The sequence below is a fragment of the Caballeronia sp. M23-90 genome (assembly GCF_053574605.1).
Map to the genome: position 1 here is coordinate 1 of NZ_JBSIPA010000726.1, position 1,999 is coordinate 1,999.

The following is a 1,999-nucleotide window of genomic DNA, read 5'->3' on the forward strand; positions in this document are numbered from 1 at the left end:
TCAAAAGAAAATGCACGGCGGCGCAACGCGATATACGCCGCTTCCGGAGCCCCTTTTTAACATGAGAGCCGGGGAAATGGACGCGCCCGAAGCGCGGCCGCCCGATTTTCACCGCGTCCGAAACGAAAACGCCGGCCGATCCAGAGGATCGAAACCGGCGTTTGAAGGTTCCGGACGCTTTTTCGCTCCGGTGCAACGGTCAGCAGCTTAACGTTCCGCTTCGGCGCTCATCGAATGGACGGCCGGGTTCTCGTTGATGCTTTCGAGATAACGCTGTGCGTCGAGCGCAGCCATACAACCCGTGCCGGCGCTCGTAATAGCCTGCCGGTAAATGTGATCCTGCACGTCGCCGGCAGCAAACACGCCGTCGATGCTCGTGCCCGTCGCATTGCCCTGCAGGCCGCCATTCGTGATGATGTAGCCGTTCTTCATTTCCAGTTGACCCGCGAACAGGTCCGTATTCGGCTTGTGACCGATCGCGACGAACACGCCTTGCAGCGGTACTTCCGTGGTCGTGCCCGTTTCCGTGCACTTGATCTGCAAGCCGGTTACGCCGGTCGCGTCGCCCTTGACTTCATCGAGAACGTGATTCCACTTGATGTCCACCACGCCTTCTTTTTCCTTCGCAAGCAGGCGGTCGATCAGGATCGGCTCCGCGCGGAACTTGTCCCGGCGATGCACCACTGTCACCTTCTTGGCAATTCCAGCCAGATAGAGCGCTTCTTCGACGGCCGTATTGCCGCCGCCGATCACGGCCACTTCGCCGTTCTTGTAGAAAAAACCGTCGCAGGTTGCGCAGGCCGACACGCCTTTGCCCATGAACGCTTCTTCCGAAGGCACGCCCAGATATTGCGCCGATGCACCCGTCGCGATGATCAGCGAATCACACGTGTACTCGCCCGAATCGCCGATCAGGCGGATTGGCCGTTCGGTCAGCTTGGCAGTGTGAATGTGATCGAACACAATTTCCGTGTTGAAGCGTTCGGCGTGTTCCAGCATGCGCTGCATCAGTTCCGGACCTTGCACGCCCAACGGGTCGCCCGGCCAGTTTTCCACGTCGGTCGTGGTCATCAGTTGACCGCCTTGCGCCAGGCCCGTGATGAGAAGCGGCGACAGATTCGCACGCGCCGCGTAGACGGCGGCGGAATAACCGGCGGGACCGGAACCGAGAATCAGCACTTTTGCGTGTTTGGACGAAGACATGAGAGCAATCCGTTTGGTTAGGGCCAAACCGCCGGGCGAACAAGCGGTTTATGGGCAAAAGGCGCGGGCGGTCGAGAAAAACTGCGCCGGCGGCGCGCTTCTGCCGATGACCTGTAAATAGGCGCGAATTCGCCATTATAAAGAGTGTCTCCAGGCGCCGCCGAGTGATCCTTTCAATGGCGGCCATAGCGCGCACGGGCCGTTGCAGCGGGCAGGACGCATGTAACGCGGGTGTTACAGGGTGAAACCATGGCCCATTTTTGTCCGATCATCGCAATGCAGCGTTTACAATGCGTCCTTAACTCTGTCGGCTCGCCGTGCCTTTCATGGCGGGTCAAAAGCCTTACGGATCAATGGCAAAAGCTACCTATTCTGCAAGTGCGCAGGCATTGCCTCATCGCATGTCGCGCCTTTTTACCGAGATTCGATGGATCTTGCAGGTCGCGCTCGGCGTGTTCCTGCTCATGGCGCTCGTAAGCTACAGCCGCCATGACCCGAGCTGGACCCATGCCGCGCAAGTCGACCAGATCGCCAACTGGGCGGGACGGGTCGGTGCGTGGACGGCAGACATCCTGTTACTGCTGTTCGGTCTTTCCGCATATTGGTGGGTGGTGCTGCTCGCGCGGCGGATCATCGCGAATTACCGGAGGATCACGAATCAGGAAGCTTCGGCCGAGCAACCGGTGAAGGATCGGACGTGGCTCGCCGAGGCCTTCGCGTTCGTGCTGGTGCTGCTCGCAAGCGACGGCATTGAAGCGCTGCGCATGTGGTCGCTCAAGGTGCAGGTGCCGCGCGA

At 59.9% G+C, this 1,999-nt stretch carries 2 protein-coding genes; one reads left to right on the plus strand and one right to left on the minus strand.

What is annotated here, in order from left to right:
• Positions 1 to 207: 207 nt before the first annotated feature.
• Positions 208 to 1,203, minus strand: a complete 996-nt coding sequence (gene trxB, locus ACRXB1_RS35195; protein WP_061998802.1) for a thioredoxin-disulfide reductase — start codon at positions 1,201 to 1,203, stop codon at positions 208 to 210.
• A gap of 353 nt (positions 1,204 to 1,556) precedes the next feature.
• Here trxB and ACRXB1_RS35200 point away from each other — a divergent pair.
• On the plus strand, positions 1,557 to 1,999 hold a 443-nt coding region (locus ACRXB1_RS35200; RefSeq protein ID WP_449494674.1), incomplete at its 3' end, for a DNA translocase FtsK 4TM domain-containing protein.